This window comes from Gemella sp. (genome assembly GCF_057272915.1).
Map to the genome: position 1 here is coordinate 34,297 of NZ_DBHIUF010000011.1, position 26,919 is coordinate 61,215.

At 30.1% G+C, this 26,919-nt stretch carries 27 protein-coding genes; 4 read left to right on the plus strand and 23 right to left on the minus strand.

Annotated elements, in window-relative coordinates; all coding sequences use genetic code 11:
* Positions 1-150: 150 nt before the first annotated feature.
* The 11 genes from ACO6OL_RS05815 to ACO6OL_RS05865 all read right to left on the minus strand — a co-directional run bounded on the left by ACO6OL_RS05815 (position 151) and on the right by ACO6OL_RS05865 (position 8,921).
* Positions 151-897 carry a nitroreductase family protein gene (locus ACO6OL_RS05815; RefSeq protein ID WP_485502455.1) on the minus strand — a complete coding sequence of 249 codons (747 nt, stop codon included), beginning with the start codon at positions 895-897 and terminating at the stop codon, positions 151-153.
* 93 nt (positions 898-990) lie between these two features.
* Complete coding sequence (locus ACO6OL_RS05820) at positions 991-1,458, minus strand: GNAT family N-acetyltransferase (RefSeq protein WP_485502456.1); 468 nt, start codon at positions 1,456-1,458, stop codon at positions 991-993.
* 79 nt (positions 1,459-1,537) lie between these two features.
* Entirely contained in the window at positions 1,538-1,720 is a 183-nt protein-coding gene (locus tag ACO6OL_RS05825; RefSeq protein ID WP_485502457.1) for a hypothetical protein, read from the minus strand.
* 107 nt (positions 1,721-1,827) lie between these two features.
* Positions 1,828-2,262: an alpha/beta hydrolase-fold protein gene (locus ACO6OL_RS05830; protein ID WP_485502474.1), complete on the minus strand. Its 435-nt coding sequence runs from the start codon at positions 2,260-2,262 to the stop codon at positions 1,828-1,830.
* Between the two features lie 45 nt (positions 2,263-2,307).
* Positions 2,308-2,520: a hypothetical protein gene (locus ACO6OL_RS05835; RefSeq protein WP_485502458.1), complete on the minus strand. Its 213-nt coding sequence runs from the start codon at positions 2,518-2,520 to the stop codon at positions 2,308-2,310.
* A gap of 61 nt (positions 2,521-2,581) precedes the next feature.
* Positions 2,582-3,136, minus strand: coding sequence for a hypothetical protein (locus ACO6OL_RS05840; protein ID WP_485502459.1), 555 nt, complete (start codon positions 3,134-3,136; stop codon positions 2,582-2,584).
* A 41-nt stretch (positions 3,137-3,177) separates the two neighbouring features.
* Positions 3,178-3,549 carry a PD-(D/E)XK nuclease family protein gene (locus ACO6OL_RS05845; protein ID WP_485502460.1) on the minus strand — a complete coding sequence of 124 codons (372 nt, stop codon included), beginning with the start codon at positions 3,547-3,549 and terminating at the stop codon, positions 3,178-3,180.
* A gap of 378 nt (positions 3,550-3,927) precedes the next feature.
* Positions 3,928-5,517: a restriction endonuclease subunit S gene (locus tag ACO6OL_RS05850; RefSeq protein WP_485502461.1), complete on the minus strand. Its 1,590-nt coding sequence runs from the start codon at positions 5,515-5,517 to the stop codon at positions 3,928-3,930.
* Entirely contained in the window at positions 5,510-7,486 is a 1,977-nt protein-coding gene (locus ACO6OL_RS05855; RefSeq protein ID WP_485502462.1) for an HsdM family class I SAM-dependent methyltransferase, read from the minus strand. Before ACO6OL_RS05855 ends, ACO6OL_RS05850 begins: the two co-directional genes overlap by 8 nt.
* Before the next feature lie 347 nt (positions 7,487-7,833).
* Complete coding sequence (locus ACO6OL_RS05860) at positions 7,834-8,319, minus strand: GNAT family N-acetyltransferase (RefSeq protein ID WP_485502463.1); 486 nt, start codon at positions 8,317-8,319, stop codon at positions 7,834-7,836.
* Between the two features lie 107 nt (positions 8,320-8,426).
* Entirely contained in the window at positions 8,427-8,921 is a 495-nt protein-coding gene (locus ACO6OL_RS05865) for a hypothetical protein (RefSeq protein ID WP_485502464.1), read from the minus strand.
* A gap of 178 nt (positions 8,922-9,099) precedes the next feature.
* Between ACO6OL_RS05865 and ACO6OL_RS05870 the strand changes: the two genes are divergently transcribed.
* Entirely contained in the window at positions 9,100-9,594 is a 495-nt protein-coding gene (locus tag ACO6OL_RS05870) for a type II toxin-antitoxin system RelB/DinJ family antitoxin (protein WP_485502465.1), read from the plus strand.
* 113 nt (positions 9,595-9,707) lie between these two features.
* Here ACO6OL_RS05870 and ACO6OL_RS05875 read toward each other — a convergent pair whose 3' ends face one another.
* Positions 9,708-10,904, minus strand: a complete 1,197-nt coding sequence (locus ACO6OL_RS05875; protein WP_314160822.1) for an ATP-binding protein — start codon at positions 10,902-10,904, stop codon at positions 9,708-9,710.
* A 322-nt stretch (positions 10,905-11,226) separates the two neighbouring features.
* Between ACO6OL_RS05875 and ACO6OL_RS05880 the strand changes: the two genes are divergently transcribed.
* Positions 11,227-12,216: an alpha/beta hydrolase fold domain-containing protein gene (locus ACO6OL_RS05880; RefSeq protein WP_485502466.1), complete on the plus strand. Its 990-nt coding sequence runs from the start codon at positions 11,227-11,229 to the stop codon at positions 12,214-12,216.
* 154 nt (positions 12,217-12,370) lie between these two features.
* Here ACO6OL_RS05880 and ACO6OL_RS05885 read toward each other — a convergent pair whose 3' ends face one another.
* The 9 genes from ACO6OL_RS05885 to ACO6OL_RS05925 all read right to left on the minus strand — a co-directional run bounded on the left by ACO6OL_RS05885 (position 12,371) and on the right by ACO6OL_RS05925 (position 20,954).
* On the minus strand, positions 12,371-12,826 hold the full coding sequence (locus ACO6OL_RS05885; protein WP_485502467.1) for a type II toxin-antitoxin system HicB family antitoxin: 456 nt from the start codon (positions 12,824-12,826) through the stop codon (positions 12,371-12,373).
* A 28-nt stretch (positions 12,827-12,854) separates the two neighbouring features.
* Complete coding sequence (locus ACO6OL_RS05890) at positions 12,855-13,040, minus strand: type II toxin-antitoxin system HicA family toxin (RefSeq protein WP_274459086.1); 186 nt, start codon at positions 13,038-13,040, stop codon at positions 12,855-12,857.
* Between the two features lie 428 nt (positions 13,041-13,468).
* On the minus strand, positions 13,469-14,545 hold the full coding sequence (locus tag ACO6OL_RS05895; protein ID WP_485502468.1) for a Fic family protein: 1,077 nt from the start codon (positions 14,543-14,545) through the stop codon (positions 13,469-13,471).
* Positions 14,546-14,789: 244 nt separating this feature from the next.
* The gene (gene gatB, locus ACO6OL_RS05900) at positions 14,790-16,217 is read right to left on the minus strand and encodes an Asp-tRNA(Asn)/Glu-tRNA(Gln) amidotransferase subunit GatB (RefSeq protein ID WP_274459084.1); all 1,428 of its coding nucleotides are present in this window, start codon (positions 16,215-16,217) and stop codon (positions 14,790-14,792) included.
* Between the two features lie 13 nt (positions 16,218-16,230).
* A complete protein-coding gene (gatA, locus tag ACO6OL_RS05905; RefSeq protein WP_485502469.1) occupies positions 16,231-17,688 on the minus strand; it encodes an Asp-tRNA(Asn)/Glu-tRNA(Gln) amidotransferase subunit GatA in 1,458 nt (485 codons plus the stop codon).
* Positions 17,689-17,705: 17 nt separating this feature from the next.
* Positions 17,706-17,996, minus strand: coding sequence for an Asp-tRNA(Asn)/Glu-tRNA(Gln) amidotransferase subunit GatC (gatC, locus tag ACO6OL_RS05910; RefSeq protein WP_455485677.1), 291 nt, complete (start codon positions 17,994-17,996; stop codon positions 17,706-17,708).
* A 573-nt stretch (positions 17,997-18,569) separates the two neighbouring features.
* The gene (locus ACO6OL_RS05915) at positions 18,570-19,406 is read right to left on the minus strand and encodes an alpha/beta fold hydrolase (RefSeq protein WP_314161134.1); all 837 of its coding nucleotides are present in this window, start codon (positions 19,404-19,406) and stop codon (positions 18,570-18,572) included.
* Between the two features lie 126 nt (positions 19,407-19,532).
* Positions 19,533-20,534, minus strand: coding sequence for an NADP-dependent oxidoreductase (locus ACO6OL_RS05920; protein WP_485502470.1), 1,002 nt, complete (start codon positions 20,532-20,534; stop codon positions 19,533-19,535).
* Positions 20,535-20,537: 3 nt separating this feature from the next.
* The gene (locus ACO6OL_RS05925; protein WP_048802964.1) at positions 20,538-20,954 is read right to left on the minus strand and encodes an Rrf2 family transcriptional regulator; all 417 of its coding nucleotides are present in this window, start codon (positions 20,952-20,954) and stop codon (positions 20,538-20,540) included.
* A 374-nt stretch (positions 20,955-21,328) separates the two neighbouring features.
* On the opposite strand from ACO6OL_RS05925, the gene prmA reads away from it, so the two are divergent.
* The gene (prmA, locus tag ACO6OL_RS05930) at positions 21,329-22,264 is read left to right on the plus strand and encodes a 50S ribosomal protein L11 methyltransferase (RefSeq protein WP_485502471.1); all 936 of its coding nucleotides are present in this window, start codon (positions 21,329-21,331) and stop codon (positions 22,262-22,264) included.
* 471 nt (positions 22,265-22,735) lie between these two features.
* On the opposite strand, the gene ACO6OL_RS05935 is transcribed toward prmA, so the two are convergent.
* A complete protein-coding gene (locus tag ACO6OL_RS05935; protein ID WP_485502472.1) occupies positions 22,736-23,416 on the minus strand; it encodes a response regulator in 681 nt (226 codons plus the stop codon).
* The gene (locus ACO6OL_RS05940; protein ID WP_314161033.1) at positions 23,417-25,015 is read right to left on the minus strand and encodes an ATP-binding protein; all 1,599 of its coding nucleotides are present in this window, start codon (positions 25,013-25,015) and stop codon (positions 23,417-23,419) included. It lies immediately after the preceding gene.
* 374 nt (positions 25,016-25,389) lie between these two features.
* On the opposite strand from ACO6OL_RS05940, the gene ACO6OL_RS05945 reads away from it, so the two are divergent.
* Positions 25,390-26,796, plus strand: coding sequence for an APC family permease (locus tag ACO6OL_RS05945; protein ID WP_314161034.1), 1,407 nt, complete (start codon positions 25,390-25,392; stop codon positions 26,794-26,796).
* The last annotated feature ends 123 nt before the right edge of the window (positions 26,797-26,919 follow it).

Consider the following 26,919-nt stretch of genomic DNA (forward strand, 5'->3'; position numbering starts at 1 on the left):
GCACTATTTGCGAACTGAATTACTTCTACCCCGCTCCATCAGCAAGCGGCACTATTTTCAAAGAATTAAATTAACTCTTCTACACTTTTAGTATATCTATTTTTTTAAGTAATGTCAATTATTTCACTTAAATTTATTTTTTCTTCTCACTCACAAAACCTTTTTTTCTAATAGTTCTTTAGTTACTTTTTCTATTCCTGAAGGTTGTGCATAGAAATCAGTGAATTTCTTAGTCCATGTTTTTGTCTCACGTGCTTCAGCGAAGTCTACCATAGTTTGACGGTATTCTTTTAATACTTCTACATTTGATTTAGGGAATTCATTGTATCCTACATTAGCCGCGTCTGGTAATCTAGGTTTAACTTTTTCCGTAGATAACTCTTCATCTTTAACACCGATACTTAGTCCACATAGGAACAGAGCATTTTCTGGAATATTTAGTAATTCAGAAATCTTATCTCCAAAACCTCTTACTCCACCACAATAAACAATTCCGTATCCTAAAGACTCAGCAGCTAAAGCAGCATTTTGCATCGCAATACCAACATCTAAAGTACCGATAATTAATGGTTCATATTGATTAGAAATATCAAACTCTCCACCTTCAATATCAAATGCTAATTTGATATTAGTATAATCTAAACAATATAGTAAGAACGCAGCAGAATTTTCAATATGAGCCGCATTACCAGGTGCCTTATCACGGATTAAATCAGCGATTTGTTGTTTAGTCTCACCTGTAGTTACGATAATACTATAGTGTTGACCATTCATCCAGCTAGATCCTTGTTTAGAACTAGCTATAATTTGCTCAAGATGTTTCTTAGGTAGTTCTTTTCCTTTTACAAAACTACGAGTCGTACGATGATCTAGTATCGTTTTAATTACTTCATTCATATGTTACCTCCGAAATTTTCTTGTAATAGTAACTTAATTATAACGTGAAAAAGAATAGAATGAAAGGAAATAGGCTGATAAGATACAACAATTTTAATCTTTATATAAATACACTATATCCATCCCATCCTTTATATTTTCTATCTCACCTGTCCTCTTATAACCCAACTTCTCATATAAATAAATATTACCTTGTTCTTGTAAAATCGTATCTAATTGCCAATGATGTGAGCCATATATTTTTTCTACTTCTCTCATAGCAAGTTGAGCCAGTCCTTGATTTCTATATGCAGGCATAATCCAAATAGGTGCTATACGTTTCCTACTTCCATCTTTTCTATCTATGATTCTAACCACTCCAACTTTTTCATTATTTCTAGTAATAAAATAGTAACTAGTCCAAGGCTGTTTATATTTATTCAAAACATTCTCATAACTTTCTGTCGCTGGGTTCATATCATAATCTTGATACTTTTCTAATAAATTCTTAAATGCCTTTACTTGCATTTCCCATATTTCTTTCATATCGGATTCTTTTGCTTTTACTAATGTAATACTCATTTATTATTCCCTCAATTCTCTATTTATCAACTATAACACTATTCAAATCTTGAACAAAAAAATACATTTTTTTAGATAATTATAATCCTCTTTTTTCCCATTCTTTTATAATTCTCTCTACCTCTTCATCTGTCCAACCATCAACAAATCTTGTTGCTCGTAATTCCTCATCTGAGAGATTTTCAATATCAATTGGTTCATATTTATCTCCAAAAATTATCTCACTAAATTTTTTACCTTTATTTTTTTCTTTTTCTGTCATAACTCTTACCTTATTATTCATAAATTTTTAAACTAATATATTTATATGTTGAAATTTTACTGCTATATTCAAAATTCACTTTAATATACTCAAGATTCAATGTAATATTAACACAAATTTCCAATACACCATACAAATGCTTTAGCTATACGTAAATCTGAATCGCTAAAATGACCACCTTTATTCCACTCTAATATTATATTTATCTTATCATTTTTTAACAGTTGTTCCTGTTTTCTAATATTATCTCCAACAGCAGACATTACTTTATTTTTCGTTTTCTCTTCAGTATCTCCTAAACTTAGGTAAATAGTGTTACTTAATGACGTATTATTATTCATAAATTCTTCCCAACCATTAAACCAAACTGACGGAGAAGCTGCAGCAATCCCTGAAAATGTATTTGACTTGTACGCACTCCAGAGACTGAATAATCCCGCTAGAGAATAACCACCTAATATCACCTGAACATCATCAGCAAAATCGTATCTTTCTTTAACCTCTGGTATTAACTTACTTTCAATAAATTCTAAAGTATCTATAGCACCAGAACCGAAAGATTTTTTTCCAAATGCTGGAGGTGCTTCTCAAGGAGAAAGTTCATTATTCCAGTCCTCTATTTTAAAAGCAATAAGTGAGAATTGTTTATCTGTATTTTTTTCAATTTCTTCTACTTCGTTATCCAATACTTCTATATCATGTTCATCAACAGGTTGTATTAATAAATATTGTGTATCCTCTGAAATATATCCAATACATTCTTTATTATCGATGACAAACTTCTCGTTTCTTAGTTCCATTAATTTCTCCTATAATATTTATTATTTTATATTACCGACCAATAGAATAATTTATTTCTTCCTAATCCATATTTTCCAATATAATCTCCTTAACAATTTTCAGATGTGCTTCATCTATTTTTATATAATTAATCAACTCTTTACTAGATACATGTTTTTTTATAAGTGCATAATCATAAAAATCTCGTTTATCATATGTCTTCCATTTTTTTCTTGAAGAAGATTTTTGTAAAATTGGATTATCCTCTAGATTGAAATGATACAAACAAGTTTTCTCTTTTATACTGTCACATATTCTTTCTAAATCACCTAATTTTGCTTTATCTTCAAGAGAAAAATTAACCTTATGCCTATACTGATTTCCTTGTATCTGAATATCAAAAGAAGACGTAGTACCTTCAATAGGAAGATCAATTCCAAAATGATGTCCTCCCCTTATTCTACCAGAGTATGTTTTATACCCCAAATCAGAAATCTTATTCTGTAAATTCGCATAGTGAATCTTCTCGATAACCGACCTTAATCTCATACCATCAAGTACCTTATTACTAGATTCTTCTAAAAAGTATGATTCACCATAACTCATCTTTTCAATAAATTTTTCCACATTTTTCATATAATCAATATAATCTATTAAGAATAGTCTAAAAGTCTCATCTACTTTTTAAGTAAATCATTATAATACTCAATTAACTCACCGTAACTTCTTCTATACCAACTATAAGGAAAATCAAATCCAGGTTCAACTAAACTTAGAAGTATACCTTTAGCATTATAATCTTTTTCAGAATAACGAATTAATTGATTCTCATCAGGTAAAGACTTAACTTTATTTTCTATAAAAATTACATGAGTCTGTCCATCCTCATCAATAACCTCGATAGTTAAATCAATCGAGTTTTTTTCTCTATATACCTTCAATTCGGTATATTTTTTATTAATATCAATAACATTACTAAAAAACTTATGATTAATAAATTCAGATTTTTCCAGAACAACAGCAAATAGATTGCTGTGATATAATTCCAAATTACTTAATGAAGTTGATAATTCAGTGTGTTTTCTATTTTATTCCTAAGAGTTAATAACTCATTATAATTTCCCATTTAACAATTCCTTTACTTTGATAATTAATATAATCTGTTATGTTTTATTATAACATAAATAATAAGAGAATGTTTTTATTGTAAAAAAATAAAGTATAGAAAAATTTAAAACTTATTTTAGTATTATTATATTTACAACTTCCATATATTCATTTTTAGTACAAATTACGCTACGTTTTTAATTTATCCTAAAAATGGAATTAACTACATCATATTACATCTGAAATTATTTAATTTTTTTTCGCACTCATACGATCTTATTAAAAAGTTTTTTTAGTTAATAATAGCTTATTTATCTAATCTAATTACCACTATAATTATGTATGAGTTGTTTTATAGATTTTATTTCTTGTATTATTATATACTTTTTCATAAAATCATAGTCAATATGCTCTTCTTCATTAACAGGAAGTAATATTTTCTGGCGTTTCAAGCGAGCTGTTCCCATCTTATAACCATACCCATACTTTTCTTTTTGACTAGAAATCATAAATGAGATAAACTTCGCCACATGGTCATCTCTGTATTTCGGAATTAGTTTTCTAGTATCATTTCCAAAAAGTGCAGGATATGAGTGATAAAATGAATATCCTACCGAGCCATTACGGTTAACCGATATACATTTTTCTTGCAATGTTGTATTTTTATTAGAAATAAAATACCCTATTCCATTATTGTTTGCTGTTGCTGTAATGTAAGGAGTCCTGCCTTCAATTCTCTCTCGTTCATAAATATCTTTTCCTGATTTAATTTCACAAATATCTTCGATAAAAAACTCTTTCCATGAAACATTTTTCAGTAAATATTTGTTTTCAAATTTCTTAGCCACTATATATATATATATATATATATATTTAAGCGTTTTCGCTGCATTTTCTTTTTCTAGTTTTTTTATAAAGTTACTCATATATTCCCAGTGAGGTTTACCATTTTTGTCGATAGGAAGGAATAATTTTTCCCTTGAAATTCTCTTATCGTTTATTTCACGATTAAAGGAATATTTTTCTTCTAATCTGCTAATAATCGTTGACATGAATTTATAAACATATTCATCTGCATATTCTGAAGTTAATGCTGTTATATGATCACTTGCTATATATTCATACTTATGATAAAAACAAGAACCCACACTTCCACTATTAGCTAAAGATAAATTATTAGCATACTTTCTCACTTTTTCATCATTACCAATAAAATTATCAACACCATTATTTATTCCCGTTGATGATACATATGGAGTATTACCATCAATTTGATTACTTTTAGTTAATCGTTTCCCACGTTTAATCTCTTTAAAAATATCTGTAAAGAAAAACTCTTTCCATTCTACTTCTAAGTCGAGTAAATCAAAACCTAGCTTCATTAGTTTATTTTCGTAATAAGAAGCTACCTTTTTACTTTGAACTTTCATCTCTTGTTTGACGTAATCTTCCATAAATTGCCAGTTAGGTTTTTCTTTACAGTCGATAGGAAGAAGAATTTTACTAGAACGAAGTCTTTTTTGTGAACACATTCTATTGTAAGAAAATACATTAGAAAAATTTTTATCGATTTCTGCTACTATAAAGACTGCTATAAACTTTGTTATTTCAAATTTAGGAATAAGAATATTTATTCTACCATGAGATACAGAAAAAAAATTATATTCATGATAAAATGCTTTCCCAAACATATCAACAGTGAGGATATTCCCAGCAAATAACTCAGACTTGCCGTCCCCTTCTCTTATAAATTTTGAAATCCCATTTATATTTAATCCAGAGGACACTAGAGGAATATTTCCTTCATCTAACAAATTAGCTTGATTATCTCCTTTCGAAAGATGAAGCTCAAACAAATCTTTTATTCTAAACTCTCCCCATTCCACACTATCTAAAGTTAACTTACTCATAATCTTCCTCACTTTCAGCAACCTTCAGCAATGTTTCTTTTATTTCATATTCCTCCTTGTTATCTTCTATTCCAAATAAATATCCACGACCGTGAGTTATCATATTTACTTCGAACGTTAAGTAATCAGCGATAGTTCTTTTAAAATCTTCATCACTTGGAATTTCATCATTAAAATAATAGAAAGAATGTAGCCATTCATCAGTTGCTTCAACCGTTGTTTCTACACAGAATTTAGTAGGTGCTTCGTTTCGACCGAACCATACATCAAGCAAGTGTTGTTTTTTATCTTTATGTGAACCATCATCTATAAGACCAATATGTTTACTTACTATATATCCATCACTCTCAAAGTTAATAAATTTACATACTTTATTTTTAGGGTGTTTATTGTGTGCTGTGAAGAGTGCAATACAAGGATTAGTACCGACACCATAAAAAGTATTTTTATTAAGAGTGATAACACCTTCTAATGTATGATTTTTCAAAATCTCTTCTTTGATTTTTTGTTCGTCTTTTGTTTTTCCTGTGAATGTACTTTGTGGAACGATAATAGCAGCACGCCCATCCTCAACTAATGAATCTAACAAATGTCTTGTGAAATTAATTTCATATAAGTTAGGATTTTGTTTAGAGCCCATTGAATACGGTGGATTCATCATACCTACGTTACACCCTTTTAGTTGTAATTGTGCTGGATTTTCTGCCAAAAAGTCTCCATTTTCTAGATTACTTTTCCCATCTCCACGTAAAATCATATTAGTGGTAGCGATAGTAAACATATACGATTGTTCTTCTATTCCAAAAAGTTGGTGTTTTTTAATATGTTTGATTTGACCTTCATCATCTGTTTGACCTACCATATTGTGCATGGCAGCAATTAAAAATCCTGCCGTACCACAACACGGATCAAGTATTTTATCACTTGGTTTTAAAGCTAATAAATCACAAAATAGTTCCGTAATATGTTTAGGAGTCAAAACAATACCTAAGTTTTGTCCATCTCCTCCACTATACGACATGAATTCTCCATAAAATCTACCAAGATAATCTTCAGAAGAATTATTATATTTTATACTATGATAAATACTCTCATATAAAAATTCTGTAAAATGTTTTAGTGGTGTCTTCCCTAGATTAGGATTTACTTCATTTATTTTGACATTATCACGGATAATAGAGAATTGACTTAGTAGTTTATTTTTCTTAACTTGTGGCGAAACATTTGCACGTCCTAAATTTGCTTCTATAGCATCATATATTTTTTGACCATCAGTTTTTTGTGTATCACCAATTAAACTATCTATACTAAAGTTTTTGTACTCAATTTCTCTAAGTGCAAGCAGTATCCCAGACACTACTAAAGGTTTACTTTTTTCTTCTAAGTTCCCATAATTTCTTAAATCTTCATGAAGTTCACTTGCATCTTTCAAAATTTCTGCTGTTTCTTTTTCTTTTTGAGTATCTTCTTTTAAAATTTCTTTTGTGTAATACTCATCAATATTTTTTTCACTAAATGAGATTAGAGTTTCCAAATCATCAAGAACTTTATAATTCCCTCTATCATCTATATAGATAGGGGTAATTTTGTGATTTTTTTCATTTCCACTAATACCTATAGCTATTATTTCTTTATAATTTGTATTTTTTGCAAGATGCTTTCCATAAAACAATGCACCATTTACAGCATAATCACAAACACTAGCTACTTGTTCACTAATTATCTCTTTATCTGTTAAATCGATATGTTTATTTGTATCGGCTTTATCTTCAATAACTATTAAAAAGTTTCTAACCACACCTACATATTCAGGAAATCCTACTTTACCAGTTCCTCGCTTTGATGCTGTTTGTAGTGCTTCGTGAATTTCTTTTATATTACTTCCTTGAGCTGTGAACTTATCGCTAATCTTCGCCTCTTTTAATAGTTCATAAACCCACAAATCTGTATTTACTTCTTTCTTTGCCATTAACCTATATTTCCTTACTAAATTTTATCGTACTTTTTCAATTATATCATAAATGCTACATATTAAAATATACATATTCAGAATTTTTAGTCTATTTTTTTATTAGTTTAGTAACCTTACAAAACTAATAAAAAAAATAACCATCTTTGCTTTGATCGGGAAAGATGATTATTTTTTATAAATAAATTTACCTGTGGCACCGTTATAAAATCGACAACTTCATTTTTATATTAACATTACGTTTTAATCTATCAATACTTAAATCACTATTTTTTCTATCTTCTTAAAACTATTTTATGTCTTAAGTATTAGAGTTAATAATATTATAACTAAAACAAGTATTATTTCTACTTTAATTCTAAAATAGCTACTATTTCATCTCCATCTTTTTCATCAGTTTCTACAAAACCAACTGACTTATATAGTTGTCGTGCTACATCATTATCACTTTCATATGATAACCAACAATATTTTGCTGTTCCGCAAGGAAAGGCATTAATAAATTCTAAAGCTAAATCCATCGCTTCTTTACCAAATCCTTGCCCTTGGAATTTTTTATCTATCATAAGACGCCATATATTATAATTTCCTTTAGCTATCTTAGGAGCACCGTCATCATCTGAATTCACATCATAACCTATCATTAGAAAACCAATAGGTGTATCGTCTTTATAAATACCAAATGTGAATACATGATTATTCTCAGTAATTGCTATATATGCTTCTATGATACTAATATTATTTGTAGCTACAAAACTTTTCTGATTATCAAAAACCTCTAATTTCAGAATCTCCCCTATATTGTTTCTATTAATCTTTTTCAATTTAAACATAATCTATTCCCCATTGATTTTTTGATTTTTATAGAAGTTTATTTTTATGATTATAAAATAATATCGTAATTTTAATATCTTGTTCCTCAGTATCCCTACCATACTTCCTACTTAATAAACTTCGTTATTTTACCTTCTTTTTTGTATGTTTCTACTGCTTTTGCTACTCTCTCGAAGTCACGTCTTAAGCTGTATGAATAGATATCTCTGAATAATCTATATCCTAGTTTTTCATTTACTTTGAATGCTAATGTATATAGTTCATACGTTTCCATCGAGTCGAAGTTTTCGTGTGCTTTTACTACATCTACTAATATATCGTCGCAATGTTCTACTAATGCTTTTTCTAGTCTATCATTTAAGAATTTTGATTTATCTAGAGTATATTTATACATTTCTCTTGATGTAGTTGAGAAGTCTGCTACTAAACTTTCTTTATCTAGTTTATCATACAGTTCATATCCTAACTGTTTATTTACATCTTTTGCGATTTCTACTAATCTTTCATCTGATACTGGGTCTAAACTAAATGCTGCGTTACTAACTTCCGATAATGCGTTGTAGTTTTCTTCTATCGCTTTTTGTAATAATTCTAATTCCATAAAGATCCTCTCAATCCTAATTTTCTTACATTCTATTATAACATATTTACTAATAATTCTTATATCTCTTTATAACTTTTCTTCATTCTTGTATATATCCTTGAATTTAACTTTTTCGTATAAAGTTCTCTTTAAAATTAACCATTCTACGTTAAAATTAATGTATTAAGTTTTAAAAATGAGTGAATCGGAAATTGTTTTAACTATTGATGATGAATTGAAAAATGATGCTGAAGATTTATTCTTTAGTCTTGGATTAAATTTGGAAACTGCAATTAGCATGTTCCTTACAAAAGCTGTTAATGAAGGTGGAATACCTTTTGAAGTGAAACAAACAAAATACGTTGAAAGTCCTGATTTTATCTCTAGTCACTTCACTATTAAATCAGCTGTATATGAGATTAATGAATACATTAAAGATAGATTTAACGAAGAACCTTCATTTTATCTAGCATGTGAAAATAGAGGTCTTACAGATGATGAAGCTAGTAAATTATTCATTCTATTTTCTAATAATACTGAAGAGATTGATCAAGAAGAGTTCACGGAAAAAAATATTGATAACCTAGTAGAATTATCAACAATCGCCTTCCCAGCATTAAGACGACTATCTGATGAACAACTGCGCGATATCGTGAATGCATATATTACAAACTACTATTTAATTAGATAATAATAAGTGACTAGTAAATTTTTAAAAGGATATCCAAAATAAAAACTCAAAATTCTACAACTGAATTTTGAGTTTTATTTTTTATTTACACTTTAATTCAAAAATTTTAGATATTATTCTTCCTCAATTAACCAATCGACAATATATTTAATTTCTATACCATCAATATGGTCTGTTCCTTCATATCGACCTGTAATTACTATTTTTTTATAATTATCTTTTATCATTAATAAATTATCAGTTTCATGTGAATTATTTGGAATTTGATATGCTACTTGATAGTATTCAATTACCCCATCTCTTTTAGCGATAAAGTCTATTTCTTTATCATCTAATCTAACTATATCAACTTTATATCCTCGTCTCAGAAGTTCTAAATATACGATATTTTCTAATCGATTTCCTAAATTACCATCTTTATGACTAACCGCATGGTTTCTAAGTCCATTATCGGCTATGAAATATTTAGAATTTTGTTTTAAATACCCTTTACCTCTAATATCATACGGCTTAGCTTCATAAAATAGATAGGCATCTTGTAATAATTCTAGATATCTATTTACTGTATGATTAGATATTGATAATTTTTCTTGTTTTAGCATATTTGATATTTTTGTAGGATTTATTAATTGACCTACATTATCAGCTAAAAATGCAACCACTCTCTTTAAAACTAACGTGTCTTTCACAGATCCTCTTATTGCTATATCGTTTAATAATATCGAATCATAAATTCCTGATAAAATAGTTGTCTTTATGGCTTCAGGTGACAATACAACTCCTGGAAATCCTCCATATTTTTCATAATCTTTATACGCAGAATCTACAATTCTAGAATTAATGTCAATGTTATTTACTTCTAAATACTCTCTAAATGAAAATGGATATATTTCTATTTCTACATATCTTCCACTAAGTAAGGTAGCTAATTCACCTGATAACAGTTTTGCATTTGATCCAGTTATTACTATATCTATATCAAAACTAACTCTTAAACCATTAATTACTTTTTGCCAACCATCAACAAATTGAACTTCATCTATTAATAAATATACTTTTTTTCCGTTATTTGGTAACAACTCTTTTAGAATCTCTGAGAATTCTTCAGAACTTTTTATATGTTGATACTCAAATGCTTCTAGATTTATATAAATTACATTTTCTTTATTTATTCCTTGTTCATATAAATAATTACTATATTGTTTTAATAAGACCGATTTCCCTGAACGCCTAACTCCAGTGATAACTTTTATAAAATCTGTATCTTTGAACGAAATTAGTTTACTTAAATAATTATCTCTTATATACATTTTTTTCTCCTTTCGTTAAATTGATTATCATATTACCATTATCATACCATATTTCTTCATTAATTGGAAGTAGACTTCCAACTTTTACCTTTTTTGCCTTAAATTGGAACTGGACTTCCAACTTTTATCTATTTTACCTGTAATTGGAAGTGGACTTCCAACTTTTATCTATTTTACCTATAATTGGAAGTAGACTTCCAACTTTCTTTTTTCCTTATTCCTTTTCTTCAGATTTTTATTTTTACAATCACTTTATTTTCTGATAAACTATAATTGTAAATAAATAAAATACTTACATTTATGTAAATAAGAGGAGATTAAAATGGGAAAATTTAATAAAAAAGTTGTTTCAGTAGCTTCAATTGCCGCAACATTACCTGCATTGGTGGGTAGCTATGCAGGGTATCAAAAATTACGTTATAAACGTAGTGCTAAAGCTGGTTTAATCGAGTTATATCTTGGTAACAAATATAAGAAACTAAGAGATATAGATGAAAATAAAAGACTAGAAAAACAAAAAGAAGATAAGAACGAAGAAACTGTAAATGTATATGAATTCGATACTAAATCTAAATTCTATACTAGAATTGTTTCTGATAGACAGGTATGGCATTTAAACAGTTTTAATAATTCTAACTCTACTATTTTCTATATTCATGGTGGTTCTTACGTTCATGAATTCGTAGATATTCAATGGGAGATGGCTGATAAAATTGCTCAAGAAGCTGATGCTGAGGTTATTATTCCTGATTACGGTCTAGCTCCATTCTATACTTATAAAGATAGCTATGAACTACTAACAAAATTATATACAGACTACGTTGCTGAGAATCCAGATAAAGATATCTATATTATGGGAGATAGTGCTGGTGGTGGCTTAGCTCTAGGATTAGTTCAAGACTTTGTTCAAAATAATATTACTCTGCCTAAAGGTCTTATTTTACTAAGTCCATGGGTTGATTTAACAATGTCAAATCCTGATATTCAAAAATATATCAAAAAAGATCCTCTACTACATGTAGATACTTTGCTAGCTGATGCCAAATCTTGGGCTGGTGATGCAGACTTATCAGATTGGAAAGTTTCTCCATTATACGGTGAAATGAATAATTTACCAGAGGTATTGTTATTCTCAGGAACACGTGAATTATTATATCCTGACATAGCATTATTAGCTGAAAAACTTCGTGAAGCAAATGTTAAGACTGGATTTGAAATCGGTAAAAATTTAAACCATGTTTATCCTGCCTTTCCAATACCAGAAGCAACAAAGGCTATTTCCAAAATGGTTGATTTTGTGAAGAGTAAATAAGTAAAATTAAATATAAAAAAGATGTACTCAAAATTATGATTAAAAAATCTATTTTTTGGTACATCTTTATTTAATATTTTTCTCTATATTTCAAAGCACTTTATAAGTTCAACTTACAAAACACTTTTATTAACAAATAAGCATCACATATTTTCTATTTATACTTTATAGTTTCTTCTGCGATTGCATTCGTTAATAATTGTGAAAAATTAATATTGTATTTTACTGCAACATCATTAGCCCATTTAGGAATAGACAATGTCTTTTTAATTAGCGTGCTACTATCTAAATATTCTCTCAAATCTACAACAACCATTGAGACAAAGGATTTATTAAGAACATAAAAATTCTTCATCTCAGGATCATCTTTAAAAGGAAAATCATCTTCTATTGACAACTCATTTATATTACTCGACTTAGGTAATCTTTCTCCATCTTCCAAATAATCACTAAGGGCTAATCCTAAATAATCCGATGCCATACTCATTGATTCTGCTATACCTATACCTTGTGTTCCACTTCCTTTTAAATCTGGAAAATATACATTATAAATCTCTTTTTCTTCACTTTCTTTGTTAAAATAAAAAATTGCTGGATAACTTACTAACATTATATCACCTCATTAGTTCGGAGCTGGATTATAATAATCCAGCATCCTTTAATATTCCCTTCTCTGTGAATTTATTCAATTCACCTTTCGGGATAATGATAGGTCTCTTCTGTCCAGGTTTTTTCATTTTTATATGAGATCCCTTTCCGCCTTTACATAACGTAAAACCGTACTTTTTCAACAGCTTAACCATCTCTTCTTGTGTCATCGGCATAATATTTAACCTCCTGACACTTTAACTATACTACGTATTTATACGTATGTCAATAATATTACTCCCATTTCTCAAAATATATTCTACATAAATTGAATATTTTCGATTTTCCACTTTTTCATCTGCGAATATTCACTTCCACTTCCAATTTCCATTTTTTTTACTACCAAAGTCCACTTTTATTCCTTATTATCCACTTTTTTAAACATGAAAGTCCAGTTATATTCTCCATTGTCCACTTTTTTCATCTATGAATATCCAGTCTTACTCACCAATGTCCACTTTTTTCATCTACGAATGTCCAGTTTCATTCCTCAATGTCCACTTTTTAATGACAAATGTCCAGTTTCATAAATTAATATAAAAACTCAAAACAAAGATTTCCCCTTGTTTCGAGTTCGTATATTCTTATCATTTTGTGAATTCTATTAATTTAGCACTATTCTAAATTTATATTTTCCTTTTCCATAACCCTCTACTTTTTCAATAATTTCGTGCACTAGCATTTCTTTGATTATTTCTGATGCTCTTGATGTTTTTAGTTTTGTAACTTCCATCACTTCTTTTCTTCCAAATACAGAATCAAAATTGAATTTATCATAAAGGTTCTTAATATATTCCTTATTTTTATCAGAGAAGTTTTCTAGTTTATCGTTATAATTATATGTTGAAATCTCTCTATCTTCTTTTATCCAATTGATATGTAATTCTCTATTTTTTAATAGTGTACTTTCATCTAGTAGTAAATTTCCTAAAAATAACTCTACAAATTCAAATGTTGAATAGATTTCTTTCTTTAAATTTCTGTAGTTTGCTCTAACTAATGCATTTCTAAAATACCAAGAGTTAGCAGCGAATATATCATTTGTTACATCAAAACCTAATGTTCTTAGATATTTGATAAAAAATACAGCTGTTGTTCTTGTATTCCCTTCTTCAAAAACATGGATTTGCCATAGTCTTGAGATAAATTCTGATAAGTGTTTTATTATTTCATTCGTTGATAAGCCATTATACTGGAATTTTTTCTCTTGCTCAAGGTCATACTCTAGAGTTCTAACTAATTCACTTGCACTTCCGTATATTACTGTTTCTCCGTCTAAGACCCATTCTTTTTTTGTAATATTATAAGTTCTGATTGTCCCTGCATGTTTATATATTCCTTCAAATAACTTCCTATGAATAGCTAAATATTCCGTTGGGGAAAAGGTAAAAGCTTCTTCGGATAAGATTCTAGCTATTCGAACAGACACTTTATCAGCTTCTTCTACGCGACTTTCTTTATTTAGTTCTGGATTTTCTTCATAATATGAATGAAGCAGTATATCGGCTTCTTCTAGTGTTATTTCACCTTCTATGTTTCGCAATGCTGTATTAATTAAATATTGAGATGGAGTTAAACCATCAACTTCCTGCAAACCTATTGCTGTCTGCCATGCATAACCTTTTTCTCTCTTAGAAGGTTCTGATTGTATTAAATATTCTTTAAACGGATCTTCAGTCATTTCATTTTCCTCCCATAAGTTATTTTTCAATAATTACACATTAATAGATTTGATTTTAACATTATATAGTAAATGTATATTGTTTAACTCAAAAAATTATAATTCTTATTTTATTTCCGTAATATTTATTATATATAACAATTATGTTCTTTGCAATACATAAGAGACTTTTCTACGTTTTAAACACTAAAAAACTCGAAACAAGGATTTCTCCTTGCTTCGAGTTCGTTTATTATTTTCGTTATTATCGTTTTGCGATTTCTTCTAATAACATTTTGTTGATCATTTGTGGGTTGGCTTGTCCTTTTGAGGCTTTCATGATTTGACCTACTAGGAAACCAATCGCACGGTCACGACCGTTTTTGTAGTCTTCGATAGATTTTGGATTGTTATCTAATGCTTCGTTAACCCAAGCTAATAATTGTCCACTATCTGATACTTGTACAAGACCTTTTTCTTTAACGATTTGTGCAGCATCTCCACCGTGTTCGATAAGTTCTGCGAATACTTTTTTAGCGATTTTACTTGAGATTGTTCCATCAGTGATTAATTTAATCATTCCTGCTAAACCTTCTGCAGTTAATGCTGTATCTTTAAGCTCTTGTTGAACTTTGTTTAAGTATGCATTCACATCTACCATTAAGTAGTTAGAAGCTAATTTTGGATCTGCTCCTAAAGCTACAGTTTGTTCGAACATGTCTGACATTTCTTTAGTTAATGTAAGTACGTGTGCATCGTATGCTGGTAATCCAAGTTCTTCTTGGTATCTTCTTTGACGAGCATCTGGAAGTTCTGGAATAGTTTTTCTTACTTCTTCCATCCATTCATCAGAAATAATCATAGGTACGATATCTGGCTCTGGGAAGTAACGGTAATCGTCTGAACCTTCTTTAACACGCATAAGTTTAGTTGTTCCTGTTGTTTCATCGAAACGACGAGTTTCTTGGTTGATTACTCCACCTGAAAGGATAACTTGTTCTTGACGTTTTTCTTCGTACTCTAAACCTTTTTTAACGAAAGTGAATGAGTTTAAGTTTTTAAGCTCTGTTTTTGTACCGAATTCATCTTGACCGTAAGGACGGATAGAGATATTCGCGTCACAACGCATTGATCCTTCTTCCATCTTAACGTCAGATACTTCGATATATTGAATTATTGAACGTAATTTTTCTAAGTAAGCATATGCTTCTTCTGGAGTTCTAATATCTGGCTCAGATACGATCTCGATAAGTGGTGTACCTTGACGGTTAAGGTCAACTAGTGAATAACCATTTTTGTGAGTTAATTTACCAGCATCTTCTTCAAGGTGAGCACGTGTAATACCGATACGCTTAGTTTCTCCGTTTACTTCGATATCAATCCATCCGTTTTCTCCGATTGGTTGGTCAAATTGTGAGATTTGGTATGCTTTCGGGTTATCTGGATAGAAGTAGTTTTTTCTATCGAATTTTGACTCGCGAGCTACTGTCATGTTAAGCGCCATTGCTGCTTTCATTCCCCATTCTACCGCTCTTTTGTTTACTACTGGAAGTACCCCTGGATATCCTAAGTCGATAACGTTTGTGTTAGTGTTTGGTTCTGCACCAAAGTGAGCTGGAGATGGTGAGAATATTTTTGAATCTGTTTTTAATTCTACATGGACTTCTAGTCCAATTACTGTTTCAAAATGCATCTTTTTTCTCCTATTATAATTCTATTTTTTTATCGTGTAAGTTGTAGTGTTGTTCGAAGTTGTACGCTACATCGTATAGTGTAGATTCTGCGAATGGTTTAGCAATAATTTGCATACCGATTGGACGGTTACCTTTGAATCCACATGGAATGCTGATACCTGGTAATCCAGCCATATTTACTGGGATTGTTAAGATATCGTTAGCGTAGATTTTAATTGGATCTCCTACTTCTTCTCCAATGTTGAATGCTACTGTTGGAGCAGTTGGTCCAATGATTACATCGTATTCTTCGAATATTCTATCAAAGTCTTGTTTAATTAATGTACGAACTTGCTGTGCTTTTTTGTAGTATGCATCGTAGTATCCTGAAGATAGTACGTATGTTCCTAACATGATACGGCGTTTAACCTCAGCTCCAAATCCTTCTCCACGTGTTTTTTTGTAGATTTCTTCAAGGTTTGTTGCGTTTGGACTTCTAAATCCGTAACGAATACCATCGAAACGAGAAAGGTTTGAACTTGCTTCAGCAGAAGCGATAATGTAGTAAGTTGAAATAGCGTAGTCTGTGTTTGGAAGACTTACTTCTTCTACGATAGCTCCTTGGCTTTCTAAGTATTTAACACCTTCAAGTACTGCTTGTTTAACTTCTTCGTCAATTCCAGCACCGAAGTATTCTTTAGGAAGAGCAATTTTCTTACCTTTGATGTCTCCAGTGATGATTTTACTGAATTCTGGTACTTCTACAGGTGCACTAGTCATATCGTTAGCATCTAATCCTGAGATGATTTCTAATACACGAGCGTTATCTTTAACTGTACGAGTCATTGGTCCGATTTGGTCTAATGATGAAGCGAATGCTACTAAGCCAAAACGAGATACACGTCCGTATGTTGGTTTTAATCCGACGATACCACAGTATGAAGCTGGTTGACGTACAGAACCACCAGTGTCACTTCCTAGAGTGAAGCTAACTTGTCCTGCTGCTACTGCTGTAGCTGAACCACCACTTGATCCTCCTGGTACCGCATCTAAATCATGAGGGTTACGAGTTAGTTTGTAGTATGATGTTTCTGTAGAACCACCCATTGCGAACTCGTCCATGTTTAATTTCCCTAAAAGGATTGGATTTTCTTTGTTAAGTTTGTTCATTACTGTTGCATCGTAAATTGGATTAAATCCTTCTAAGATTTTTGATGCACAAGTTGTTTGAATATCTTTTGTAACGATGTTATCTTTGATTCCCATTGGGATACCGAATAATTTACCTTCAGCGCGCCCCTCTTCTTGAGCACGGTCTAAAGCTTCAGCTTGTTTTAATGCTACTTCTTCAGTTACTGTAATGAATGAACCTACTTTATTATCAGTAGCTTTAATTCTGTCTAGTGATTCTTTTACTAAATCACTTGGTTTAATTTCTTTATTTTTAAGTTTAAGTTCTAAACTTTCAATTGATTCATGTAATAAACTCATTAAATTATCTCCTTATTTTATTCAATAATAGTAGGTACTTTGAATTGTCCTGCTTCAGTTTCTTTAGAGTTTTTAAGAACTTCTTCTCTATCCATTCCATCATGAGCTACGTCTTCTCTAAATACATTAACTAAGTCTAGAACGTGATAAGTTGGTTTTACATTTTCTGTTGGTGCGCTGTTGATTGTATTGAATAAATCTACAACTTTCTCTAATTTTTCGATGTATCCATCTACTTCATTTTCTTGAATTTCTAATCTAGAAAGATGAGCGATGTGAGCTACTTGTTCTTTTGTAATTGTTGTCATAAGTTCCTCCATATTTTTGTCTATTTTAACTACTAATATTAGTTATAACCTCTTATATTTTGAAATAAAAAAACGCCCCATATAGTCATTTAACTACATGGGACGATTACTAGTTTCGTGGTGCCACCCGAATTCATATCAGTTTCCTGATACCTTTCAATTTATATTCGGTTTTATAAAGAGTGTTACTTATTTCAATCATTATTATTTAATCTTTCAGCCTCGGGATTAAACTCTCTTCTAAAAAAACATGAAATAAAAGTCTCTCTACTAATATTTTATATTACGGTTTACTTAGTCTATATTATACTAAACAACCGTCATTGTCAAGGATTTTGTAAAAAATGTTAGAACGAGTGAAAAATCATTAATTTTTATAATTGAATTTTCTAATCGCTCTAGGCTGAATATATATTTATTTTTTTATATTAGTTAGGGATAACTCGACAAATCGACTTTCGAATCACTCTCTCTTTAAAATGCTACTTTGTTCTTCTAGGTTTTAAAGCTGATAAACCATGCGCCTTAAGTATAATTACTTTCTAACAAGCTACTTTTAATTAGTTTGTCATCTTATTCTCCTAAAAATTCTATTAACTCTTTTGAAAATTCATCTGCGTATTGGAATAATGATCCGTGTGCTGCATTTGGATAAATTATTAATTTACTATTCTCTATTTTTTGATGCATGTTATATGAGTTAATAGTAGGTACCATTAAGTCTTTATCCCCATTTACGATTAGTGTAGGTTGCGTAATAAATTTTAAATCGTCATATCCTATAGTACTCCAACGTTTGATTGCTTTTAATTGTCTTAAGAAGCTAGGAACTTTCATATCGGCATCTGCATTTTCTTTACTACGACTTGCTAATCTATCTAGTACTTTATTCGCTTCAATTTTTCCTTTTTCATCGTGGTTATAGAAGATAAATCTCTTAGGATCTACCCTATTTAATCCTGCTTTTAGCATGAATTTGAAAGTAGTACTAGTCACAGTTCCGATTCCTTCCCCGTCTCTTGGTCCTGTTCCTACTAATATTAATTTTTCTACTAAGTCATTATTTAATCTTGTTACTTCTTGAGCGATCATTCCACCCATTGATAATCCAAGTAGGTTTATTTTGTTATAACCTAATGCTTTAATAATGTCGATAGCTTGTTGTGCCATCCCTGGAATTGTTGTAGCTACTTTTCCTTCACTTCCTCCAACTCCTGGTAGATTTAATAAAATAATATGATGTTTTTCTGCTACTAGGTCGATAAATTTCGGATCCCAATTATCCATTGTCGCCGCTAAGTGTACTAACATCACTAATGGTCTTTCTGATTTACCTTTATTAATTTCTCTATATGCTATTTTTAATCCATTAACATTAATGTATTCATTTCTTTTATTTATATATGACATGATTGTCTCCTAACTTTATTATGTTTGTTGATATTTTGAGATAATAAGAGCGACTTGAAAAATTGATTACTAAGAAATCATAATTTTCTAGTCGCTCCCTTCTCTTGTTATTTCTATATTTTTATATTATTTAAAACTTAAAACTGTTTTACCTCTTGAACGTCCATTTGCTACTTTATCTAAAGCTTTATTTACGTCTTTAAAGTCAAATACAGTATCTACAGATGGTTTAATTTCTAATTTTGTGAAAATGTCAGCTACTTCTTGTAATTGTTTGCCATTTGACTCTACGAAAATGAAGTCATATGATACTCCATATTTATTTGCCATTTTATCGAATTTTCTTCCAGCTAAACCTAAGATGAATTGTTTCCAGCAAGCTAAGTTCATACGTTTAGCAAAACTTCCATTTGGCATCGCTCTTAGTGACACTAATTTACCTCCAGATTTCATAATAGTCATTTGTTTTTCAGTTTCTGCTCCTCCAAGAGTATCCAATACGTAATCGATATCTTTTAGTACAGTTGTGTAATCTGTTGTTTTATAGTCGATGAATTGATCAACACCTAATTTTTCAACACGTTCTTTATTTTCTACACTACCATTAGTGATTACTGTTAATCCTTTTGCTTTAGCGATAGGAATAGCCATACCACCTACTCCACCTGTTCCACCTGAGATGAAGATTGTTTTTCCTGATTCTGCCCCCATAAGTTCTAAAGCTTGCATAATTGTTAATGCTGTTAATGGAACAGCTGCTGCTTCTTCATCAGTTAGATAATCTGGTACTTTAGCGATTGCATCTTGATTAATAGCTACATATTCAGCAAAAGCTCCGATTTTATCTAATGGTAATCTAGAGAATACTCTATCTCCAATTTCAAAATTAGCTACATTACTTCCTTTTTGTTCAATTATACCTACTACCTCATTACCTGCAACTTGTGGAAGTTTGTAAGGTACGATAATCTTTACTTCACCACGTGAAATCATGTTATCTAGTGGATTTACTCCTGCTGCTGTAACTTTTACCAACACTTCATTTTCATTTATTGTAGGTACTGCTACTTCTCTAATTTCAAGTTCTATATTATTTTTATTATATTTTGTGTGTACTGCTGCTTTCATTGTTTATTTTTCTCCTATTATGTATAATTCTTTAATTAATTTTTCTAATGTTTTACTTTCAAGTTTTTTATAAAAAGCTTCTTGTGCTTCATTAAATACTGGCTGTAATAAGTTTTCGATATTTAAACCAACTGGGCATTCTTTATTAGCACCTTCATGGATATTTACTAAGTATTTATCAGGATAAATAATTTGATAAATTTCTGATAATGTAATGTCTTTAGGCTCTTTTGCCAATGTTATTCCAGTTTTTCCTTGTTGACTTTCTATTAGTCCACCTTTTTTCAACACTGCCAAAATTTTTCTTATGTGACTACTATTTGTGTTAACACTTTTAGCTAGTAGCTCCGAAGAAACTACTTTATCTGTTTCTGAAATATATATTAGTATGTGTAATGCTACTGAAAATTTTGTATCCATATTTTTCTCCTTTAACTGTCTTTATTCAACTTTTCAACTTGTTCTCGTATCTGATACAAGTATAAGTTTAACATCGAATTTTATATATGTCAACTTCTTTTTTAAAAAATATTTATAAAAATGACTTTAAGCTCCAGCTATAGAGATAAGCCACTACGTCCTTACCATACATATTTTCTAATTTTATATTTCTCTACAATTTTTAGAATATTTTACTGTGCTAATATTTCCTCGTGTATTCTACACTCGAAATATTGACGACTATACCACCTTTTTAGTTGCTTAAATATTGAAAATAGTATAATATGTGTAGGTATGTAGGTTACTAGAATACTCTAGTTAATATGTAAAAATAAATATTTGTGAGGTATAAAATGGAAAATTGGGTTGAAATTACAATTCATACTACTAATGAAGCTAGTGAAATAGTTGAGTCTATTCTTCTTGATTATGGTTCAACTGGGGTTGCTATCGAAGATCCTACTACTCTTGAGGAGAACTTACATGATGATTTCGGTACTATCGTTGAGCTTAGTCCTGCTGATTATCCTGAAGTCGGAGTTGTCGTTAAAGGATACATTAATGAGCTAAATTTTGATGAGGAAACTTTCAAACGTTTCGAAGCTGAGCTTCTTGCTTTAGGTGAAAATATCAATATTGGAGATTTCTTCAAAATTGAAACTACTATTATTCAAGATAGTGATTGGGAAAATTCTTGGAAAGATTATTTCGATATTCTTAATATCGGTGAAAAATTCGTTATTGTACCTACATGGTGTGAATATGAAAATACTGAAGATAAATATATTATAAACATCGATCCTGGTATGGCTTTTGGTACTGGAGGTCACGAGACTACTTCATTATGTATTAAAAACCTTGAGAAATATGTTCAAAGAACTGATAATGTTATCGATGTTGGTTGTGGAAGTGGTATTTTAAGTATCGCGGCTAGTTATTTAACTGATGGTAATATTAAAGCTGTTGACTTAGATAAGCTTGCTGTTGATGTTTCTTTTGAGAACTTCGCTTTAAATAATCTTGAGAAAAGAATCGAAGTTGATCAAGCTAGTCTTCTTACAAAAGAAACTAAAAAATACAACATTATCGTAGCGAACATTCTTGCTCATATCATCGAGCTTATGATTGATGATGCGTATAACTTATTAGAAGATGGTGGTTACTACATTACTTCTGGTATTATCGAAGAGAAGAAAGACGAGCTTCTTGAAAAAATGTTAGAACGTGGTTTCAAACTTGTTGAAGAAACTTCTGATAACGGATGGTACTCATTCGTAGTAACTAAATAATATACTTAAGTTTTTGATTTTCTATAGTATTTTATTAGGGGATGCCTCAGGAATTATGATTTCAGAGAAATCGATTTATGGAGTCATCCCTAAAAGTTCATGGGAGTGACTCAAAAATCGTGATTTCGTAGAAATCGATTTTTCAGAGTCATCCCCGCACAGTTTATTAGATATCTAAAAAGCTTTTATAAAGCAAATTTAGATATCAATAAACCACTGCATCTATGAGTTCTCATATAAACCTTGTTAAAATTTAGGTCTTTTGGGGCAGCCCCTTCCTTTGAGCTCTCATAATAAATTTTTTAAATTTAATTTTTTTGTGAGCAGCCTCATATTTCTTTAAACTGCCTTTTTATATCACAAAATAACCTTCAAAAGTCACTTTACTTTTGAAGGTTATTTTCATTAATTTTTTACTATAATTTTTATATTATGTTAGTGATGATACGATAAAAATTTTTATAATAATTTTTATAATAGTTTTTCTAATTTACTTTCTGATTCAACTGTAAATACTGATACAGGTCTTCCTGAAGTATAGTATTCTGCATCTTCATTTAGGACATTTATATTGACTAAGTGATTTAAGTATTTTCTAATTGTAATTCTAGAAATATCTAATATATCAGCTATTTGTTGTGTTGTAAATCCTGTATTTTGTTGTTGAATAGCCTCTATAACCTTTTTCAATGTTATTCTTGATAGACCTTTAGGTAAACTATCTTCCTCTTCGTCTACTCTACCAGAGTTTAAGTAATCATCGATTAAATCTTGATTAATTTTTTCTTTTGATAGTAGATTGACATAATCTTGAACTTTATCAATGGCTTGTGAAAATCTTTCATAGGTAAAAGGTTTTACTAAATAATCCACCACTCCGTTAGATAATGCAGCTTCTACTGTTTGTACATCATTTGCTGCTGTTATCATAATGATTGGATACCCCTTTAATTCTGGTAAGAATTCAACACCTTGACCGTCAGTTAGATAATTATCTAAAACTATTAAATCAACTTTATTTTTTTTTAGATAATCTTTTGCAGCCTCTAATGATGTAACATGGTTAAGGTCATCAGTTAATTCTTTTCTTTTAAAATATTCTTTATGTATCATCGCTACCATTGGATCGTCTTCTATTATTAGTACTCTCAATTATTGTTCCTCCTCAATTGGTATCTCTATTATAAATTGGGTTTTGCCAACTTCACTTTCCACGTCTATTAAACCGTTATATTTTTTCACTATTGTATCAACGGCATTTAGTCCGTAACCTCTATTCTCTCCTTTTGTTGAATATCCTCGTTCAAATACACTTTCCAGTATGTCCTTATTAATTCCACAACCATTATCATATACTTTACATAAGAGTATATTTTCTTCTGTATTCAAATATAAGTAAACAACAATTTTCCCATCTTTTTTGTTTCCTATAGATTCCATCGAATTATCTATAAGCACTCCAAGAATGATCAAAAGTTCATTAAAGATTTTATCTAAACCTTCTTTATTGAGAATCTTCGAATCTGGATCTATTAATAACGATATATTTTTTTGTTTAGCTTCTCTGACTTTAGCAAGTAAGAATCCTGCTATTGCCGGCACCTTAATATTCTCAGAAATATATCCTATTTTTTCATGATAGTCGTCTTTCAAGTATGTGATAAATTTCTCAACTTCATCATATGACTTCATTTCTATTAATCCATGTAAAACATGAAGTTTATTCATGAAATGATGACTTTGTTCACGTAGACTATCATTATACTTCTCAGTACCACTTAATTCTGTGATTAATTTTTTCATTTCACTTTGGTCACGTAGCGTAACTACAGCACCGTATAATTTATCATCTTGATATATTGCATTTCTATTAACCAATACTTCAATATGATTTAATACGATTAATTCATCTCTACTTTGAAGATTTTCTTCTATTATGCTCTTAAAGAAAATTTCATACATTTCATCAGGAATTTGTTCACCTTTTTTTATCTTAGTATATCCTGCTTTGTCCAAAATTTGATTTGCACTATTATTTTTTACAATAATTTTCTTATCTATATTTATTCCTACTATACCTTCTGAGACATGATCAGAGATTAAGTTTTTTTCAATATAATTATATGCAATTTCCTCTGGTTCATAGTTTAATAAGATACGCTTAAGTTGGCGATTATACATTACTGCTATCGTTGCCGCAAATGTCATTCCTATTAACAAAGCAAAAAGTATCTTTTCTTGTGAGTGCAATATCTGTTTTTTTACAGTTTCTTTAGTATATCCTACACACACTACTCCTATATTTTCACCATTTTCATCTTTAATCGCTGTAAAAAATCTAAGCCCTTCTCCTAATTGTCCAGTTTGTCTACTATAATGATCTCCCGATGTAAATGTAGAACTTACATCTTCTATATTAGAAAACTTTTCACCGATGAATTCATCTTTCGGATGAGTATATCTTGTAAAAGTATCATCCATGATAACAACAAAGTCTGTACCTGTTTCATCCATAACTTTATTAGCGAAGTCTTGTATTTCATTTGTTCTTCTATGATGTTTTATATCATCTTTAATTCCTTTATTATTAGCTATAAGCTTAGCAGTCGAATATATTTTTTGGCGGATAACTTCATCCTCCCGTTTTTTTATATATTCTGTTACAAAAAAGGAAGTAACTAATAAAGAAATGACAACTAGACTTGTCATTATTAACATTAACCTTGTTAATGTTCGTTGTTTTTTCTTCAAAATTTTATCACTCCTCAATAAAAAAACTTTCTCTTAACATTGTTATTATAAAGCAAAACCATTTGCATTTCAAGTGATGTCCACCTTTGTAAACTTCATATTAACTTTAAAATATCAATATTATACAAATATATTTCTGAAATGTAAATTTACATTTAACATTTACATAGTTATCCTTTGATTTTAAGAAAATCGGATTTGCATCTATCATCTTGAATTTATATTTTTTCTATAAAGTAGTATTTTATTCTCAAATAAAAAAATTTTAATTTAATTTATATTATTTTTACTTGAATATTTGTGTAGACTATGCTAGTATTTTAGTAATGCAATTATGCAGTTATTAGTATATTTTATAATTTAGGAGGTTCTCAATGGAGAGGGATGCAAAAAAAATATTTTGGTACACCCTAGCCTTCATGGCATTTTCTACGGTTTGGGCGTTTGGAAATGTTGTTAATGGATACTCTGAGTTCGGTGGATTAAAATCTATAGTTTCTTGGATTTTGATTTTCGTAATTTACTTTATTCCGTATTCATTAATCGTTGGTGAGCTAGGATCTACTTTTAAAGATGCCGGTGGTGGTGTAAGTTCTTGGATTAGTTCTACACACGGAAAACTACTTGCTTATTATACTGGATGGACAATGTGGGTAGTTCACATGCCTTATATTTCTCAAAAACCATCACGTATTATCGCTGCATTTAGTTGGACTGTATTTCGTGATAACCGTATTAGTAAAATGGATATCACATACTTACAAATCGCTTCTTTAGTTATCTTCTTAGTTGCTTTGTTCTTAGCAACTCGTGGAGTAAACTTAATTAAGAAAATGGCGATGTTAGCCGGATCTTCAATGTTTATTATGTCATTATTATTTGTAGTTATGGCTATTACTGCACCATCTATTACCGGTGCTAAAACTTTCGACATCGATTGGTCATTAGATACTTTCATGCCGACATTTGATGTTAAGTATATTACATCAATCGCGATTTTAGTATTTGCGGTTGGAGGTTGTGAGAAGATTTCACCTTATGTTAATAAGATGAAAAATCCTTCTAAAGACTTTCCTCGTGGAATGATTGCTCTAGTAGTTATGGTTTGTACAACTGCGATTCTTGGGACTTTTGCTCTAGCATTAATGTTCGATACAAATAATATTCCTAAAGACTTACTTACAAACGGAACTTACTATGCTTTCCAAACTTTAGGTAACTACTACGGTGTTGGTAACTTATTCTTAGTTATCTATGCAATCGTTGATTTAATCGGACAAGTTTCTGTTGTTATTATTTCTATCGACGCACCACTTCGTATGTTATTAAGTAGTGCTGATGAAAGATACATTCCTAAGAAATTATTAGTTAAGAACGAAAACGATGTATACGTTAACGGCTTAAAACTTGTTGGAGTTATCGTTTCTATCTTACTAATTATCCCAATGTTTGGAATTAAAGAAGTTAATGATTTATTCAGATGGTTAGTTAAACTTAACGCTGTTACCATGCCATTACGTTACCTATGGGTATTCGCTGCATATATCTTCTTGAAAAAATCAGCTGAAAAATTCCAATCTGAATACAAATTTGTTAAGAATAAATATGTAGGTATGGGACTTGGAGCTTGGTGTTTCTTCTTGACAGCGTTTGCTTGTATTTCTGGTATGTACACTCCAGAAAGTACTTTCCAAACAATTATGAACATCGCAACACCAATCGTTCTACTTTCATTAGGATTAATTATGCCTTACTTGGCTAAAAAACATAACAACAAATAATTATTAAACTATTTTCACAAGAAAATTACCTACTGAGTTTTTTATCAATACTCAGTAGGTTTCTTTTTTTGGCTCATCAAAAAATCGGACTGATGGAAAAAATCAGTCCGATTAAATTATATA

Bases quoted from the DNA above. Each gene is read 5' to 3' on its own strand.
- ACO6OL_RS05815 (WP_485502455.1), bottom strand. From the start codon at position 897: ATGAATGAAGTAATTAAAACGATACTAGATCATCGTACGACTCGTAGT.
- ACO6OL_RS05820 (WP_485502456.1), bottom strand. From the start codon at position 1,458: ATGAGTATTACATTAGTAAAAGCAAAAGAATCCGATATGAAAGAAATA.
- ACO6OL_RS05825 (WP_485502457.1), bottom strand. From the start codon at position 1,720: ATGACAGAAAAAGAAAAAAATAAAGGTAAAAAATTTAGTGAGATAATT.
- ACO6OL_RS05835 (WP_485502458.1), bottom strand. From the start codon at position 2,520: ATGGAACTAAGAAACGAGAAGTTTGTCATCGATAATAAAGAATGTATT.
- ACO6OL_RS05840 (WP_485502459.1), bottom strand. From the start codon at position 3,136: ATGAAAAATGTGGAAAAATTTATTGAAAAGATGAGTTATGGTGAATCA.
- ACO6OL_RS05850 (WP_485502461.1), bottom strand. From the start codon at position 5,517: ATGAGTAAGTTAACTTTAGATAGTGTGGAATGGGGAGAGTTTAGAATA.
- ACO6OL_RS05855 (WP_485502462.1), bottom strand. From the start codon at position 7,486: ATGGCAAAGAAAGAAGTAAATACAGATTTGTGGGTTTATGAACTATTA.
- ACO6OL_RS05860 (WP_485502463.1), bottom strand. From the start codon at position 8,319: ATGTTTAAATTGAAAAAGATTAATAGAAACAATATAGGGGAGATTCTG.
- ACO6OL_RS05865 (WP_485502464.1), bottom strand. From the start codon at position 8,921: ATGGAATTAGAATTATTACAAAAAGCGATAGAAGAAAACTACAACGCA.
- ACO6OL_RS05870 (WP_485502465.1), top strand. From the start codon at position 9,100: ATGAGTGAATCGGAAATTGTTTTAACTATTGATGATGAATTGAAAAAT.
- ACO6OL_RS05875 (WP_314160822.1), bottom strand. From the start codon at position 10,904: ATGTATATAAGAGATAATTATTTAAGTAAACTAATTTCGTTCAAAGAT.
- ACO6OL_RS05880 (WP_485502466.1), top strand. From the start codon at position 11,227: ATGGGAAAATTTAATAAAAAAGTTGTTTCAGTAGCTTCAATTGCCGCA.
- ACO6OL_RS05885 (WP_485502467.1), bottom strand. From the start codon at position 12,826: ATGTTAGTAAGTTATCCAGCAATTTTTTATTTTAACAAAGAAAGTGAA.
- ACO6OL_RS05890 (WP_274459086.1), bottom strand. From the start codon at position 13,040: ATGCCGATGACACAAGAAGAGATGGTTAAGCTGTTGAAAAAGTACGGT.
- ACO6OL_RS05895 (WP_485502468.1), bottom strand. From the start codon at position 14,545: ATGACTGAAGATCCGTTTAAAGAATATTTAATACAATCAGAACCTTCT.
- gatB (WP_274459084.1), bottom strand. From the start codon at position 16,217: ATGCATTTTGAAACAGTAATTGGACTAGAAGTCCATGTAGAATTAAAA.
- gatA (WP_485502469.1), bottom strand. From the start codon at position 17,688: ATGAGTTTATTACATGAATCAATTGAAAGTTTAGAACTTAAACTTAAA.
- gatC (WP_455485677.1), bottom strand. From the start codon at position 17,996: ATGACAACAATTACAAAAGAACAAGTAGCTCACATCGCTCATCTTTCT.
- ACO6OL_RS05915 (WP_314161134.1), bottom strand. From the start codon at position 19,406: ATGTCATATATAAATAAAAGAAATGAATACATTAATGTTAATGGATTA.
- ACO6OL_RS05920 (WP_485502470.1), bottom strand. From the start codon at position 20,534: ATGAAAGCAGCAGTACACACAAAATATAATAAAAATAATATAGAACTT.
- ACO6OL_RS05925 (WP_048802964.1), bottom strand. From the start codon at position 20,954: ATGGATACAAAATTTTCAGTAGCATTACACATACTAATATATATTTCA.
- prmA (WP_485502471.1), top strand. From the start codon at position 21,329: ATGGAAAATTGGGTTGAAATTACAATTCATACTACTAATGAAGCTAGT.
- ACO6OL_RS05945 (WP_314161034.1), top strand. From the start codon at position 25,390: ATGGAGAGGGATGCAAAAAAAATATTTTGGTACACCCTAGCCTTCATG.